Source organism: Streptomyces sp. NPDC093149, assembly GCF_044754145.1.
Taxonomy (GTDB): domain Bacteria; phylum Actinomycetota; class Actinomycetes; order Streptomycetales; family Streptomycetaceae; genus Streptomyces.
Window position 1 is genome coordinate 1,321,361 of the sequence record NZ_JBIVON010000001.1, and the last position, 15,910, is coordinate 1,337,270.

The window sequence follows — 15,910 nt, forward strand, 5'->3', positions numbered from 1 at the left end:
AGGATATCCAGGCCTTGACGGTTCCGGCCAAGTCGTTACAGGAGCGCATCGCTCCGCGTCGGAGCGGACGGGACGCTTCCGGCCGGGGCGGACGGGACGCTCACCGGCGGTGCGTCCCGCCCGCCCCCGTCACGCGTCCCGCTTCTTCAGTACGAGGTAGCCGCCGACCAGTGCGGCCGCCACCCAGGCGAGCAGAATGCCGAACCCGCCCCACGGTCCGTACGGGGCCGGATTGCTGTTCATGGCGTCGGGCACCACCTGCATGATCTTGGACCCGGCCTGGTCGGGGAAGTAGCGGGCGACCTTCTTCGCGCCCGGTACCGCCGACAGGATCTGGGAGACCAGGAAGAAGAACGGCATCAGAATGCCGAGCGACAGCGTGGAGCTGCGCAGCATCGTCGCCACGCCCATGGAGAAGATCCCGATCAGGCCCATGTAGAGGCCACCGCCGACGACCGCGCGCAACACGTGCTCCGCACCGATGTCCGTGCGGTGATCGCCGAGGAGCGCCTGCCCGAGAAAGAACGAGACGAAGCTGGTGACGATGCCGACCACCAGGGCCAGCACCCCGGCCACGGCGACCTTGCTGAAGAGGAACGACCCGCGCTGGGGCACGGCCGCCAGCGAGGTACGGATCATGCCCGAGCTGTACTCCGTACCGACCACCAGCACGCCGAAGACGACCATGGCCAGCTGGCCGAGGACCATCCCGGAGGAGCTGATGAGCGTCGGGTCGAAGGTGGCCCGCTCCACCGGAGGAAGGTCCTTGAACTGTGCGTTCATCAGGGCACAGAGCGCCGCGCTCATCGCGACGGTGACGACGAACGCGGAGATCAGGGTCCAGACGGTCGAGGAGACCGTGCGGATCTTGGTCCATTCGGAGGTGAGGACCGCGGGTACCGATGCCATCGTCGTCACACCCCCTTGCCGGTGCCGGGTGCGCCCGGCGCGACGTGCCCGGCACCTCCGGTGGCCGTCCGCCGGTCGTACTGATCGCCCCATTGCGGGCCCACGGGCGCTGCCTCGCCGAGGTCCGAGTGTGCGTGGTACTCGACGGAACCCGCCGTCATCTGCATGAACGCTTCCTCCAGCGACGCCCGCTGGGAACTCAGTTCGTGGAGCACGATCTGATGCCGGGCGGCGAGCTCGCCCAGCTCCTCGGTGGTGGCGCCGTCGATCTCCAACGTGCCGCCGCCCGCCTCGACCACGACCATGCCCTCCTCGTGCAGCACATCGCGCAGCCGCTCCTGCTGCGGGGAGCGCAGCCGCACGTAACTGCGCGAGTTCCGGTGGATGAAGTCGGCCATCGAGGTGTCGGCGAGCAGCCGTCCCTGGCCGATCACGATCAAGTGGTCCGCGGTGAGTGCCATTTCGCTCATCAGATGCGAGGAGACGAAGATCGTCCGGCCTTCCGCGGCGAGCGCCTTCATCAGGTTGCGGATCCAGTGGATGCCCTCGGGGTCGAGGCCGTTGACGGGTTCGTCGAAGAGCAGCACCTGCGGGTCGCCCAGCAGCGCCGCCGCGATGCCGAGCCGCTGGCCCATGCCGAGCGAGAAGCCCTTGGACTTCTTCCTCGCCACCGCGCTCAGACCCACGGTGTCCAGCACCTCCGCGACCCGGCTCTCCGGGATGCGGTTGCTCTGCGCGAGGCAGAGCAGATTGTTGTACGCGCTGCGCCCGCCGTGCATCGACTTGGCGTCCAGCAGCGCACCGATGTACTTGAGAGGTTCCGTCAGGTCGCGGTAGTGCTTGCCGTCGATGCGCACCGAACCACTGGTCGGGTTGTCGAGATCGAGCATCATCCGCATCGTCGTGGATTTGCCCGCCCCGTTGGGGCCCAGAAAGCCCGTCACCATTCCTGGCCTGACCCGGCACGAGAGCCGGTCGACGGCGACCTTGTTGCCGAAGCGCTTGGTGAGACCATCGAGCTCGATCATGCGTTCACGCTAGAACGGCCGCGCGCCCGGCGCCACCACAAGGGCGGAACCGGGCGCGCAAGGAGTACGAGTGCGGTACTGCGGAGTCGGCCGGACTGCTGAGCGGTCAGCGAGTCCGTGCCGGGAAGCTCAGCGGGTCTGCTGAGCCGGGACGCCGCGGGTGGCCGGCTCGTCGTCGGCCGGGGCGCCGGCGGCGGCCACCGCCGCACCGGTCAGCGTCGCCAGCATCTCGCGGACGTTGGTCAGCTGGGCGTTGATCGAGTCGCGGCGGTTGGTGAGCGCCGCCAGCTCGCGCTCCGATTCGCTGCGGATCCGGTCGGCCTTCGCGTTCGCGTCCGCCACGATGTCCTCGGACTGGCGCTGCGCGGTCTCCACCGTCTGACGGGCCCGGCGCTCGGCGTCCGTACGGAGCTTCTCGGCCTCCAGGCGGAGCTGCTCGGCGCGGTGCTCGATCTCGGCGAGGCGCTTCTCGGCCTTGGCCTGACGGGACGCGAGGTCGCGCTCCGACTGGTCGCGGCGCTTGGCCAGGTTGGTCTCGAAGTCCGCGGCGGCCTGGGCGGCCTTGGCACGGGTCTCCTCGAAGAGGGCGTCCGCCTCCTCGCGCTTCTGCGCGGCGTCCTTCTGGGCCTCCGTACGCAGCGCGCCGGCCTCACCCTTGGCCTTCTCGACGATGCGCACGCCCTCGTCCTCGGCCTTCGCCTTGCGCTCGGCGGCGAACGACTCGGCGTCGTTGCGCACCTGCTGGGCAGCCGACTCGGCGAGCTCACGGTGCTGCTCGGCGGCGCGACGGGCCTCCTCGCGCAGGTCCTTCGCCTCCTCCTCGGCCAGGCGGAGAATCTTCTCCACGCGTGCGCCGAGGCCGGCGTACGACGGCTCCGCGTCGCTCACCTGGGCCTGGGCGTTCTGCGTCTCGAGGTGGAGCTCCTCGATGCGCTTTTCCAGAGACGTGATGCGGGTGAGAGCACTATCACGATCGGCGACGAGCTTGGTAATGCGGTCATCCACCTGACCGCGGTCGTATCCACGTCGCACGAGCTCGAAGCCGAAGGGGGAGGAAGGGTCGCTCATGAGGTTCCTGTCGAATGAGACCGGTGAGGTGTTAGGGGGAATCCTAGGGGCCCGGACGGCGTGTCATCGAGTGGATGCCCGTTTGATCTGGAGAATGACACCCCTTTTGAGTGGCTGACCCCCGCAACTCTTGCCACTCTCGGGGTTGAACGTCCTTGACGAAGCACGGGAGATGACAGGACGACTACCCCTCGGACGACTTGCCACTCGAACGAGTACCGGCCCCGGCTTTGACGCCGCCTGCGGCGCCGCTGCCCGAGCCCTTGCCGCCCGTCGGCGTCTCGAACGACTCCAACGCCTCCAGTACGTCCTGGACTCGGGAGATCTCGGTGTTGATGTCCTGGCGCCGACGCACCAGCAGATCGAGCTCGCGCTTGCCCTCGTCGACCGTGCGCTTCGCCTCCGCCTCGGCGTCGGCCCGCAGCTTCTCGGCCTCGCGGACCAGCGTGGCCTTCTTCTGCTCGGCCTCCTTCAGCAGTGACTCGGCCCGCTTCACCGCCGCGATCCGGACCTTGCTCGCCTCCGAATTGGCGTCCGCCAGCAGCTCCTTGGCCTTGGCCGCCGCCTCGTCGCGCTGCTCGGTCGCCGCCTTCATCAGGTTGTCGACGCGCTCGCCCGCCGTCTTCATCTGCTCGGAGGTCTCCCGCCGGGCCCGGTCGTGCAGCTCCTCGATCTCGCCCTCGATCCGGGTCCTGAGCTCCTCGGCCCGTTCCCGGATGGCCGTGGAGTCCCGGCGCGCGCCGACCAGCAGCTCGTCCGCGTCCGTACGGGCGCGCTCCACCAGGGAGTTGCCCTCGACGGTCGCCTCCGAGGTGATCCGCACGGCCTCCTTGCGGGCCGCGCCGACCATCGTGTCGGCCTGCTCCTCGGCCTCGGTGGCAGCGCGCAGCGCCTCCTCCTGGGCCTTGTTGACGAGCTGGTCGGCCTGCTCGGCGGCATCGGCACGGCGCTTCGCCGCGGCCTCCCGCGCCTCGTCGAGCAGCCGGTCCGCCTCCTGACGGGCCTCGGCCCGCATCTGCTCGGCCGCCGCCTCCGCCTCGGCATGCACCCGTTCCGACTCCTCGCGGGTACGGGCCGCGTGCTCCTGCGCCGAACCGACGGTGGCCGCCGCCTCCGCGCGCATCCGCTCGGCCTCGTCCGCGGCCTCGTCCGCCACCCGGGCCGCCTGCTGCTTCGCCTCCTCGACGAGCTGCTCGGCCTGCTGCGTCGACTCCGTACGGATCCGCTCGGCCTCGCTCGTCGCCTCGCCCACCAGCCGGTCGGCCTGGGCCGCCGCGTCGGAACGCATCCGGTTGGCGTCCTCGCGGGCCTCGGCCCGGCTGCGCGCCGCGTCCTGCTCGGCCGAGGCCAGTGCGTCGGACGCCTCGGTGCGCATCCGCTGGCTGTACTCCGCGGTGTCCGCGCGCAGCCGCTCCGACTCGCTGATCGCGTCGGCGACGGTCCGCTCGGCCATGGCCTTCGCGGCCTCGGACTCCTCCTGCGCCTCCCGGCGGACCCGGGCCGCGTCCTCGCCGGCCCGCTCCCGCTCCGCGTGCGCGTCGCCGCGGACCCGGTCCGCCTCCTCCTGCGCCTCGGACTTCGTCCGCTCCGCGACGTGCTCGGCGGTGGAGCGCAGCCCGGCGATCTCCTCCTCGGCCTGCTCCTGCAGCCCGCTGACCGAATCCCGTACCTGCTGGGCGGTCTGCTCGGCCGTGGAGACCAGCTCCGTCGCCCGGCCGTCCGCCTCCTCGACCAGGCGCTGCGCCTCGGCCTGCGCCTCCTCGACCCGCTTGCGGGCGGAGGCGAGGAGCTCCTCGCTCTGTTCGCGGGCGCGCTCGCGCTCCTGGTTCGCCTCGGTGCGTGCTCCGTCGAGGGTCGCCTCGGCCTCCCGGCGGCGGCGGTTGGCCTCCTCCTGGGCGGCGGCCAATGCCTCGGCGGCCTCCCCGCCCACGCGCTCCGCGGCCGCGGCGGCCTCGGACCGCACCCGGTCGGCGCTCTCCTGCGCCTCGGACTTGAGCCGCTCCGCCTCGGCGGCCGCCTCGCCGCGCAGTCGCACGGCGGTGGACTCGCCCTCCGCCCGCGACTGCGACGCGTCCGCCGCGGCCTCGTCGCGCAGTCGCTCCGCCTCGGTCTCGGCCTGCTCCCGCAACGCCCGCAACCGCTCCGCGGCCTCCGCGCGCAGCCGCTCGGACTCCTCGTTCGTCTCACGCCGGATGCGCTCCGCCTCGGCGCGCGCGTCGGTGAGCGTCTGCTCGGCGGTGGTGACCCGGTTCTCGGCCTCGGAATGCAGCCGGGCCAGCTCCTCGGCCGCCTCCGACTGCCGGGCCGCGACCGCGCGCTCGGTCTCCTCGCGCAGTTCCTCGGCGGCCTGCTCGGCCCCGGCGGTGGTGGACCGGGCCTGCTCCTCGGACTCGCTGCGCAACTGCTCGGCCTCGGCGCGGGCGCGTTCCAGTGCCTCCTCGGCCTGCTTGCGCAGCGCGCCCGCCCGCTCGGCCGCCTCGTTACGGACTCGCTCGCTCTCGGTGGACGCGGCGCCGCGCAGCTCCTCCGCGTCCGTCTTCGCCTTGGACAGCAGCTCCTCGGCGGACTTCGCGCCCTCCTCGATCTGCTGCACGGCCTCGCGACGGGCCTCGCCGCGGATCCGCTCGCCCTCGGCGACGGCCTCGGAGCGCAGCTGCTCGGCCTCGCCGCGCAGCCTGCGCGCCTCCTCCTGCAGCTCGACCGTCTTGGCCCGGTACTCCTTGGTGTCGTCCTTGGCCGCGCCCTTGAGCTGATCGGCCTGCTCGGCGGCCTCGCCGCGCAGGCGGTCCGCCTCGGCCTCCGCCTCACGGCGGATCCGGTCGGCCTCCTCGCTCGCCGCGCCGGTGGTGGACTTCGCGTCCTCGGACGCCTTGGTCAGCACCTCCTCGGCGGCCCTGGCGGCCTTGGCGAGCTGGGCCGCGGCGTCCTCGGCGGCAGCCGTGCGGGCCTTCTCGGCGGCCTCGGACTTCAGCCGGTCCGCCTCGGCGCGGGCATCGGCGAGCGCCTGCTCGGCCTCCGCCTTGAGGTTCTCGGTGTCCTTGGTGGCCTCGCCGACCAGCCGGGCGATCTCCGACTTGGCGGTACGGGTGCGCTGCTCGTTCTGCGACTCGGCGGCGGCCAGCCGCTTGACGGCCGCCTCCTTCGCCTCGGCGGTGACCTTCTCGGCCTCCAGCCGGGCCTCCCGCAGCCGGGTCTCGGCCTCCTGCATGCGCTGCTCGGCGGCCCGGTTCAGCTCGGCGGTCTGCTGCCGGGTCTGCTCGGTCTCGGCCGTCGTCGACGAACGCAGCCGCTCGGCGTGGCTGGTGGCCTCCTGCGCCTGGCTGGAGGCGGCGCTCAGCATCCGCTCGGCGTCCTTGCGGGCGCGCAGCAGGATCGACTCCGCCTCGGCACGGGCGGACTCCGCCTCGGAGCCCAGCCGCTGCCGGGTCTCGTCGGCCAGCCGGCCCGCCTCGGCGCGCGCGGCCGTCAGGGACTGCTCGGCCTCGGCCCTGGACTCCTCCAGCAGCCGGCGTGCCTGGGACTCCGTCCGGGCCCTGAGCTGCTCGGCCCAGGCGACGTTCTCGTTGACATGGGACTCGACGGTCTGGCGGCGCTCGGCCAGCTCCTGGTCGAGCTGCTGGCGCCGCTGCACGGCCTCGTTGTGCAGCTCGGCCTGGAGCCGCGCCTGGTGCTCGGCGTGCTCCTGCAGGATCCGCTGCGTCTGCGCACGGGCGTCGCGGAGCTCCCGCTCGGCGTCGGTCCTCAGCTGCTCGGCCTGGATCTGGGCATTACGGAGCAGCTGTTCGGCCTGGTAGCCGATGTCCGCGCTGTCGTAGGCGGGACGGGTCGCGAGATTGCGCCGAGCCTCGTGCAGCTTGGCGCGCAAGACCTCGACCTGGTAACCGAGGTCCTCGGCGTGCTGGACGGCCTTCTCCCGGTCGGTCTTCAGCCGGTCCATCTCGGCCTCGAACCGCGAGAGATGGTCGTCGTCAGCTCGGTGGCTCTCCTGGCGTTCGTAGCCCCGCACTGCGCGGTCCCATCCTTCCCCGAGCTCTCAACTTCTTCCCCAAACTCTCAACTTCGTTCGAGCAAGGGATGCCCCACTGAGCAGGAGAGACCCCAACCCTGGTCGCAACTCTCCAACGAGTACCGTTCGCCGGCGAACGGTCCCCCGGGGAATGGTGACAGATCAACGGCTGGGGACGCGGCGCGGCCCCGACCCGGCCCCGGCCCGGAACGGCCCACTCTACCGGGCCGGGTATCCGGAGGTCAGTGCTCAGCTGCGGACGTGACCAGTTCGGTCAGGACGCCGTGGCAGTCCTTGGGGTGCAGAAAGGTGATGCGTGACCCCATGGACCCGGTCCTGGGCTCGTCGTAGAGCACCCTGACCCCCTTCTCCCGGATGTCCGCCGCGTCGGCGTCGACGTCGGCGGTGCCGAAGGCGATGTGATGGACGCCCTCCCCGTTCTTCGCCAGCCACTTGCCCACGGCCGAGTCCTCCCGCGTCGGCTCCAGGAGCTGGAGGTAGGAAGCGCCGCCGTCGGACGTATCGTTGATCTTGAGCATGGCCTCCCGCACGCCCTGCTCCTCGTTGATCTCGGAATGGAACACCTCGAACCCGTAGGTCGAGCGGTAGAACTCGACGGTCGCGTCGAGGTCGGAACAGGCGATCCCGATGTGGTCGATTCGCGTCAGCATGCAACCAGTGCAGCGCTCCGCCGATGGTTACGCAACGTGCGCGCGATCACACCCGCTGCCGGATGACGGGTGAGGTACCGCTCAGTACATTCATGTAAACCCTCGTTCACTCCTCATCCCAAGGGGCTGCCCCTCATGTCAGGAACGACAGGTACCACCTCAGTGATCGTCGCGGGCGCGCGTACGCCCATGGGCCGCCTCCTGGGCTCGCTGAAGAGCTTCTCCGGGGCCGACCTCGGCGGTATCGCCATCAAGGCCGCGCTGGACCGGGCCGGTATCGGCGGCGACCAGGTCGAGTACGTGATCATGGGCCAGGTGCTGCAGGCCGGTGCGGGCCAGATCCCGGCCCGTCAGGCCGCGGTCAAGGCGGGCATTCCGATGAACGTCCCCGCGCTCACCGTCAACAAGGTGTGTCTGTCCGGGCTCGACGCGATCGCGCTCGCCGACCAGTTGATCCGTGCGGGTGAGTTCGACGTCGTCGTCGCCGGCGGCCAGGAGTCCATGACGAACGCCCCGCACCTGCTCCCGAAGTCCCGCGAGGGCTACAAGTACGGCGCGATCGAGATGCTCGACTCCATGGCGTACGACGGACTGACCGACGCCTACGAGAACATCCCGATGGGCGAGTCCACCGAGAAGCACAACACCCGTCTGGGTCTGTCCCGCGCCGATCAGGACGAGATCGGCGCCCTCTCCCACCAGCGCGCCGCCGCCGCCCAGAAGAACGGGCTCTTCGAGGCCGAGATCACCCCGGTCGAGATCCCGCAGCGCAAGGGCGACCCGGTCCTCTTCTCCAAGGACGAGGGCATCCGCCCGGAGACGACCGCGGAGTCCCTCGGCAAGCTGCGCCCGGCCTTCACCAAGGACGGCACGATCACCGCGGGCACCTCCTCGCAGATCTCCGACGGAGCCGCCGCGGTCGTCGTGATGAGCAAGGCCAAGGCCGAGGAGCTGGGCCTGGACTGGATCGCCGAGATCGGCGCCCACGGCAATGTGGCGGGCCCGGACAACTCGCTCCAGTCGCAGCCGTCCAACGCCATCAAGCACGCCCTGAAGAAGGACGGCCTGGAGGTGGCGGACCTCGACCTCATCGAGATCAACGAGGCGTTCGCGGCGGTCGCCGTCCAGTCGATGAAGGACCTCGGCGTGACCCCGGACAAGGTGAACGTCAACGGCGGTGCCATCGCACTGGGTCACCCGATCGGCATGTCCGGTGCCCGGGTGGTGCTGCATCTGGCGCTGGAGCTGAAGCGGCGCGGCGGCGGCACCGGTGCGGCGGCGCTGTGCGGTGGCGGCGGGCAGGGCGACGCGCTGATCATCCGCGTCCCCAAGTAGGCAGGAACGGCCGCGGCAGGCCGTACGTAGTACGTAGTGCACGTGGAACACGCAGCGAGCGAACGGAGCGGTGATGGTGGACGTCCCCACCCTGGTCGAGCAGGCCCGTGCGGGCAGGCCGCGGGCGGTGGCCCGGCTCATCTCCCTGGTGGAGGGGGCGTCGCCGCAGCTGCGCGAGGTGATGGCGGCCCTGGCGCCGCTGACGGGCAACGCCTATGTCGTCGGTCTCACCGGTTCACCCGGTGTCGGCAAGTCGACATCGACGTCGGCTCTGGTCTCCGCCTACCGCAGGGAGGGCAAGCGGGTCGGTGTCCTGGCCGTCGACCCGTCCTCCCCGTTCTCCGGCGGGGCGCTCCTCGGTGACCGGGTCCGGATGTCGGAGCACGCCTCCGACCCCGGCGTCTACATCCGCTCGATGGCGACGCGCGGACATCTGGGCGGCCTGGCCTGGTCGGCACCGCAGGCGATCCGGGTACTGGACGCGGCGGGCTGCGAGGTCATCCTGGTGGAGACGGTCGGTGTCGGTCAGTCGGAGGTGGAGATCGCCTCGCAGGCCGACACCTCCGTCGTCCTGCTGGCGCCCGGCATGGGTGACGGCATCCAGGCGGCGAAGGCCGGAATCCTGGAGATCGGCGACGTGTACGTCGTCAACAAGGCCGACCGGGACGGCGCGGACGCCACCGCGCGCGAGCTCAACCACATGCTGGGCCTCGGCGAGTCCCGGGGGCCCGGCGACTGGCGGCCCCCGATCGTGAAGACGGTCGCCGCCCGGGGCGAGGGCATCGACGAGGTCGTCGAGGCCCTGGAGAAGCACCGGGCGTGGATGGAGGAGCACGGGGTGCTCGCCGAGCGGCGCACGGCGCGTGCGGCCCGCGAGGTCGAGACGATCGCCGTCACCCGCCTGCGCGAGCGGATCGGTGATCTGCACGGCGACCGCCACATCGGCGCGCTCGCCGAACGCATCGTGGCGGGGAGCCTCGACCCGTACGCGGCGGCGGACGAACTGGTGGCGGGACTCACCGAGGCCTGACGGCGGCGACCGGGCGGTTTCGGAGGGCGGCGTGCGGGCCGCCTCCCGGGCCGCCCGGACGCGTGCGCCCGGTGCCGCGGAACCGGAGCGCCATTCCTCCCCGCCCTCCGCCACCGACGTATCGGCAGGTGTGGTCCCGGCGTGCGCGTTCCGTTAACGGCCTCCCCCCGCGATAGGGAGCGGGCTCCCGGCGATCCACTCCCTGTCGTGGGGGAGGCCGTAAGGCCGGCGCTGAGGCTCATGACGTGTCCGTGGCAGGATTGCGGCCGGATGCGCGCACGGGGTGTCAGCGTTCCATGCGTACCGACGGGGGGAGTGGCGCATGCTGGGTCCGCTGCGGGAGGACTCGCCCGGACGGATCGGGCCGTACGCGATACGGGCCCGGCTCGGCGCGGGCGGCATGGGGGAGGTCTTCCTCGGCTCCCCGGAGGGCGGCGGCGACCCGGTCGCCGTCAAGACGGTCCGCCGTGACGTGGCCCGGGACCCCGGCTTCCGCGACCGCTTCCGCCGCGAGATCACCGTCGCCCGGTCCGTCGACGGTCCCCATCTGGCCCCGCTGCTCGACGGGGACGCGGACGCCGAGGTGCCCTGGCTCGCCACCGGATACGTGGCCGGACCGACCCTGTCCGCCGCGGTGCGCGGGGCGGGCGCGATGGACGAGGCCGAGGTGCGGATGCTAGGCGCCGGACTCGCCCGCGCGCTGACGGCCGTCCACGCGGCCGGGATCGTCCACCGCGATGTGAAGCCCGGCAACGTGATGCTCGCCGCGGACGGGCCGCGCCTCATCGACTTCGGGATCGCCCGCGACGCCGGTGCCACCCCGCTCACCACCACCGGCCGCATGGTCGGCAGCCCCGCCTTCATGTCCCCGGAACACGTGGCGGGCAGCGGACGCGTCGTCCCCGCGTCCGACGTGTTCTCTCTCGCGTCCGTGCTCTGCTACGCCGTCACCGGACGCGACCCCTTCGGGGACGGCCCGGTCGCGGCCGTGCTCTACCGGGTGAAGTACGTCGAGGCCGATCTGGACGGTGTGCCCGAGGCGCTGCGTGCCGTGCTGGCGGACTGTCTGACCGTCGACCCCGCCGCCCGCCCCACCGCCGCGGAACTCGCCCGGCGGCTCGCCCCCGGAGCGGCCGCGCGCTGGCCGAAGGACGTGGCGCGGCACATCGCCGAGCACGAGCGCGAACTGGACCGGGTCGTCGCGCTGGACGGCCCGCTGCTGCCGGGCTACACACCGACCGAGGTGGCCGCCGGGCGTCACGTCGAACCCCACCAACTGCCCACTCAGGGAACCGATTTCACTCCTGGCCTGCATATCGCCCCCACCCAGGGCCCCGGCCTCGCCCGGTCCCCGCGCCGCTCCCGGCGCACCCTGGGGGCGGCCCTCGCCGCGCTGATCCTGCTCGGGGCGGCCACCGGGGGCATTCTGGCCTGGCGCGACAACCACCGCACTCCCGACGCGGCTTCCCCCCGAGACGGTTCGTCCACGCCTGCCCGGATCGTGGCGGGCGTGGACGAGAACGGCGGCCCGGACGGCTCGGGCACGGTCCCGTACGGCCGGGACGTCCGCCCGACAGGGTGGTCGAAGCCGTGGAAGGGCAGGTTCGGCGGATCCCCGGTCGGCTGCTCCGCGGGTCGCGACGTCCTGGTCTGCCGGAAGACGGACGGCACGTACGAGGCGCTGTCGGCGGCGGACGGTCACCGGCTGTGGACGCTGGACGCGGGGGAGACCACCCGCTCGGCGGGCTGGGGACCCCGGGGCCAGTTCTTCATGCCGGCCGGGGCCACCCGTCCCACCGTGTACGACGACACCGTCCTGCTCGCCGCGGGCGACCGGCTGCAGTCGCTGGACGCCCGTACGGGGACGGTCCGCTGGACGGCCCGGTCCGGCGGGGCGCACGACCTGGACAGTGCGCCACTCGTCGTCGGCGACATGGTCTTCGCCTCCACCACACCGACGCCCGAGGGTGCGGCCCTCGCCGCGTACGACCTGAGGACCGGCGCCGAGAAATGGCGCAAGCCGCTGGCCCCTCAGGCCGTCTCCAACGCCCAGCAGGGCAACTTCTGGCCGGTCGCCACCGATGGCGAGGTGGTGTACGCGGTCGGTGAGGACGCGCCGAAGGCGTTCCGGCCCAAGGACGGCACGCTGCTGGGCACCGCCGGCGGCGAGGCCGTGCAGGAGGCCGTCGAGCGCAACACGGGCTGCGGGGGTCTGCGGGTACGTGACGGTTCCGCCTTCTGCGCGACGTACGTCTCCAGCGGCGACCCTTCGGGCTCCGGCGACGACATGCACCTGCTGCGCTTCTCGGCGGGGACCCTCAAGACGCTGGGCCGGGTCCCGGTGGACCCCGCGCTCGTCGCCGAGGCGACGCTCACCGCGCTCGACGACCGGGTGATCACATTCCGCAGGAGCGGCGAAGGGGTGCCCGACGAACTCGTCGTCGTGAGCCGTGACGGGGGCCGGGCCCTCGGCAGGTTCCCGCTCGGCGGGAAACAGGCCAGCGGCATGAGCAATCCGGTGTCCGACCCGTTGATCGTCGAGAACACGCTGGTCTGGGCCGACAGCACGGCCTTGTACACGGTCCCGATCCGCCGGGACGGCACCCTGGGGTCCCTGGCGCGAACCCGGATTCCGGGCGCCCCGGGCCCGAGCCGGACACCGACGTACGACTCCGTCACCGACGGCGTGTATCTGGACAAGGAACTGCTCGACCCGCAGGTGCTGCCGGTCGGCGGCGTCGTCCATGTCGTCTACGACGACGGCACCGCCGTCTCCGTACCGCTGCCCAAGTGAACCGTCCGACGATCTGCGGAGGAGCCGCGCGGTGATCGAGCCGCTTCCACCCGGCCGGGCCCGGCTGATCGGCCCGTACCAGCTTCTCGGACTGCTGGGCGCGGGCGGCATGGGCGAGGTGTACCTGGCCCGGCCGACCGGTGCGCGCGACCCGCTCGAAGGCCTGGTCGCGCTGAAGACCGTACGCCCGGATCTCGATCTGGACGACGGCTTCCGGATCCGCTTCCGCCGCGAGATCGACGCGGCGGGCGCCGTCCGCAGTCCGCACACCGCCGCCCTCGTCGGCGGCGACGCGAGCGGCCGGCTGCCCTGGCTGGCGACGGAGTACGTCCCGGGCCCCTCGCTCGCCGAGGCGGTGACCCGCGGCGGACCGCTGCCCGAGCAGCTGGTGCGCGAGGTGGGCGCCGGTCTCGCCCGCGCGCTCGCCGACATGCACGCCGTACGCGTCCTGCACCGCGACCTCAAGCCGGGGAACGTGCTGCTGGGCGCCGACGGTCCGAAGGTGATCGACTTCGGAATCGCGCAGGCCTTCGACGCCACCCAGCTGACCCGGACGGGTGTCGTGGTGGGCAGCCCCGGCTACATCTCGCCCGAGCACGTCAACGGCTCGCGCGCGCTCGTACCGGCGTCCGACGTGTTCTGCCTCGGCGCGGTGCTCGCCTTCGCGGCGACCGGCCGGGGGCCCTTCGACGACTCCGACATGGCGGCCGTCATCTTCCGGATCTCCCGAGGAGAATCCGAACTGTCCGGCGTGCCACCGCGGTTGCGAGCGGTGATCGAGGCATGCCTGCGTACGGACGCCGAGGCCAGGCCGACCCCTCGGCAGCTCGTCGGCATGCTGCTGCCGCAGGAGCCGCAGGAGCCGCAGGGGCCGCAGGGGCCGCAGGAGCGGCCGGGCGGCCCGGCGACCGGAGCATTCCCCTGGACGGAAGCGGTACGGGGTCAGCTCGTCGCGCACGCGGCCGGGGCCCGTGCCTGCGCGGAGGCGGCCGCGCCGTCGGCCGCCGCACCGGCGGTGCCGTTCCACTCCCCGGCCCCCGTCGGGCCCGCCCTTGCACCGACGCCCGTCGTGCCCGTGGCGGTGCCGGGTGACGGACGGGGGAACAGGGGGCTGTGGATCGGGCTCGCGGCAGCGGCCACGGCGGTGTGCGCGGTGCTGGGGACGGTACTGCTGCCGGGTCTCTTCGACGGCGGTGGCGGCGACGGCGCGGGCGGAACCGGCGGTGGAGGCGCGCGGCCGACCGTCTCCGCCTCCGAGGCGGCGCGGACCGCGGCGGGGCCCGCTGTCGTTCCCGGCGCGGACACGGGTCACACCGGTGACTTCGGGACAGCCGCCGCCGATGCCTCCACCAGACCCGCGGGCTGGCAGCCCTGGCATGTCAGGATCGCGGCCGGCCGGGTCAGGTGCCTGCTCGCGGACACCTCCCTGGTCTGCGGCGGCCCGGAGCGCATCACGGTGCTGGACGCCGCGAGCGGCAAGCGGCGCTGGCAGACCCGGCCGGGGAGGGCGGACAGCGGGCCCGCCTCGGTGGCCGCGGTGATCGGTACCACCGTGTACGCCTTCGAGGACGGCGCGCTGGCGGCGCTGGACCTTGCCGACGGCGCCGAGAAGTGGCGGGATCCGCAGGCCGACGGCGCACGGGTGGCCGACTCCCTCCAGTCCGGTGGCGTCCTCTACTACGCCACGAGGCCCGCGGGCACCGGTACCGGCCGGATCGTCGCCCATCGGCTCACCGGCAAGCACGCCCGCCTGTGGGAGAAGCCGTGGAACGACCCGGCCGCCGAGGCGGAACTGGCCTTCGCAGACGGCCGGCTGGTCGTGGCCGGCGACGGCATCACCGTCCTGAAGGGCGCGGACGGCGCCGGGCTGGGGGCTGTCGCGGCAGGCGACGTGACCTGCCGCACGCCGGTTCTGAAGGGGGCGCGGCTGCTCTGCTCGGGCCCGGACGGACTGACGGTCGTCGAGGTGACGGCCCCGCACAACCGCCGGACGATCGCCGACGGTCTCGACGTCGCCTACCGGCCCGCCGTCACCCGGGACGGCACGGTCGTGGTGAGCACCCGGCACCGGGTGTACGCGTTCGGGCTCGCCGACGGACGGCAGATCTGGGCGACACCCGATGCGGTCGACCACTCGGGCGCGCCGGTCGTCGTCGGCGACCGCGCCTACCTCGTCACCCCCGACGGCTATCTGGAGTCCTACGACTTGGCCCCCGAGGGGCAGAGCGCCCCGGTCAACACCAAGCGATATGACGGCTGGCCGCCCGCCCCCGAGGCGGATCCCCGGGCCGTCTCCCTTCTGGTGAAGGGAGACGTGGTGTTCGCGGGCCTGGACGAGGGCACCGTCCTCTCCGGGTACGCGCCCTGAGGGTCCCCGTGGAGCGGGGTCAGTCGTCGTGGCCGTCCCGCTCGTCGTCCCCGTGGTCCTCGTCCCGGCCGTGGTCGTCGCCCACCCGGTCCGCCGTCACCTTGCCCGTCCTCGCGTCGACGTCCAGCTCGTGCTGCTTGCCGTCCTCGCCCCGGACGTCGACCTCCCAGTGCAGCGCCCCGTCGCCTTCGTCGTCCCCGCCGTCCAGGTCGACCGACGTCACCGTCCCGGGCGTCGCCTTCAGCGCGGCGTCGACCGCCGCGTTCAGCGAGACGGGGGCCGAACGGGGGGCCCGCCGGTCATGGTCGTCGTCCTTGTCGTCCGAGGCGTGCCGGCCGAGCACCTTGCCGCTGCCCGCGTCCACCGTCACGTCGTGCCAGGCCTTGTCGGAGCCGTACACGTCGAGCTCCCAGACCGGCCCGCCGTCCTCGTCGTCCAGTTCGGCCTCGGTGACCGTGCCCGGGACGGCCCCGACGGCGGCCGCGACCGCGTCCCCGACAGCGACACGGGCGGTATTGCCGCTCGCCGCGCTGCTCCTGGCCCCGCGGTCGTGGCCGTCGTCGTCCGCGAAGGCGACGGCCGTGGCGGCCGTGCCGCCGGCGAGCACGGCGGCGGTGACGGCGGCGATGACGATCTTGCGCTTCATGAGGGTTCCTCCCCGGATCGGGTAGCCGGTTACGACGTGGTCCACACTGCCGGGG

At 72.6% G+C, this 15,910-nt stretch carries 10 protein-coding genes; 4 read left to right on the forward strand and 6 right to left on the reverse strand.

The genetic code is table 11. The features are described 5' to 3' along the window. Window positions 1-129: 129 nt before the first annotated feature. The 5 genes from ACIQCZ_RS06180 to mce form a co-directional block, all read right to left on the reverse strand. Entirely contained in the window at window positions 130-909 is a 780-nt protein-coding gene (locus ACIQCZ_RS06180) for an ABC transporter permease subunit (protein WP_402280050.1), read from the reverse strand. Between the two features lie 5 nt (window positions 910-914). Then, window positions 915-1,937, reverse strand: coding sequence for an ABC transporter ATP-binding protein (locus ACIQCZ_RS06185; RefSeq protein WP_402280051.1), 1,023 nt, complete (start codon window positions 1,935-1,937; stop codon window positions 915-917). A gap of 129 nt (window positions 1,938-2,066) precedes the next feature. Next, window positions 2,067-3,005, reverse strand: coding sequence for a cellulose-binding protein (locus tag ACIQCZ_RS06190; protein WP_402280053.1), 939 nt, complete (start codon window positions 3,003-3,005; stop codon window positions 2,067-2,069). 184 nt (window positions 3,006-3,189) lie between these two features. After that, complete coding sequence (scy, locus tag ACIQCZ_RS06195; protein ID WP_402280055.1) at window positions 3,190-7,011, reverse strand: polarized growth protein Scy; 3,822 nt, start codon at window positions 7,009-7,011, stop codon at window positions 3,190-3,192. Window positions 7,012-7,253: 242 nt separating this feature from the next. After that, complete coding sequence (mce, locus tag ACIQCZ_RS06200) at window positions 7,254-7,682, reverse strand: methylmalonyl-CoA epimerase (protein ID WP_351084960.1); 429 nt, start codon at window positions 7,680-7,682, stop codon at window positions 7,254-7,256. Between the two features lie 135 nt (window positions 7,683-7,817). Here mce and ACIQCZ_RS06205 point away from each other — a divergent pair, with 135 nt between their 5' ends. The 4 genes from ACIQCZ_RS06205 (at window position 7,818) to ACIQCZ_RS06220 (ending at window position 15,209) form a co-directional block, all read left to right on the forward strand. Continuing rightward, complete coding sequence (locus ACIQCZ_RS06205; RefSeq protein ID WP_402280056.1) at window positions 7,818-9,017, forward strand: acetyl-CoA C-acetyltransferase; 1,200 nt, start codon at window positions 7,818-7,820, stop codon at window positions 9,015-9,017. Between the two features lie 73 nt (window positions 9,018-9,090). Next, window positions 9,091-10,047: a methylmalonyl Co-A mutase-associated GTPase MeaB gene (gene meaB, locus ACIQCZ_RS06210; RefSeq protein ID WP_402280058.1), complete on the forward strand. Its 957-nt coding sequence runs from the start codon at window positions 9,091-9,093 to the stop codon at window positions 10,045-10,047. A gap of 322 nt (window positions 10,048-10,369) precedes the next feature. Next, the gene (locus ACIQCZ_RS06215) at window positions 10,370-12,841 is read left to right on the forward strand and encodes a protein kinase (RefSeq protein WP_402280060.1); all 2,472 of its coding nucleotides are present in this window, start codon (window positions 10,370-10,372) and stop codon (window positions 12,839-12,841) included. Window positions 12,842-12,872: 31 nt separating this feature from the next. Beyond that, window positions 12,873-15,209: a protein kinase gene (locus ACIQCZ_RS06220; RefSeq protein ID WP_402280061.1), complete on the forward strand. Its 2,337-nt coding sequence runs from the start codon at window positions 12,873-12,875 to the stop codon at window positions 15,207-15,209. A 19-nt stretch (window positions 15,210-15,228) separates the two neighbouring features. On the opposite strand, the gene ACIQCZ_RS06225 is transcribed toward ACIQCZ_RS06220, so the two are convergent. Next, the gene (locus ACIQCZ_RS06225) at window positions 15,229-15,855 is read right to left on the reverse strand and encodes a PepSY domain-containing protein (RefSeq protein ID WP_402280063.1); all 627 of its coding nucleotides are present in this window, start codon (window positions 15,853-15,855) and stop codon (window positions 15,229-15,231) included. Window positions 15,856-15,910: the final 55 nt, after the last annotated feature.